The 292-nt window shown below is 56.8% G+C and carries 1 protein-coding gene; it reads right to left on the reverse strand.

The features are described from left to right. The coding region (locus ABAC402_RS40005) for a helix-turn-helix domain-containing protein (RefSeq protein WP_155847501.1) at positions 1-249 on the reverse strand (249 nt) is incomplete at its 3' end. Positions 250-292: the final 43 nt, after the last annotated feature.

Below are 292 nucleotides of genomic sequence, written 5' to 3' on the forward strand. Positions count from 1 at the left end.
AGGCGCACCAGGTAAAGGACGGTCGCTTAGACCTGCCAGCCCTTCAGCGTTGTAACGGTGCACCCAATCGCGAAGCGTTTGACGCTCCATCCCGCAAATCATAGCTGCCTCTGTACGGGTGCGACCTTCCAATATCAGTGCCAACGCCAGCATCCGTCGCGCGGCATTCGCATCATGGCTTCGCGATGCAGCCTGACGCAAACCCGAAGCGTCCAAATCCAGCCGTGTAATCGAGACCGATGCCGACAAACCCAAACCCTCCTGCCAAATCAATGGCAAAGGGAATCACAAT

Source organism: Asticcacaulis sp. AC402 (assembly GCF_000495835.1).
Taxonomy (GTDB): domain Bacteria; phylum Pseudomonadota; class Alphaproteobacteria; order Caulobacterales; family Caulobacteraceae; genus Asticcacaulis.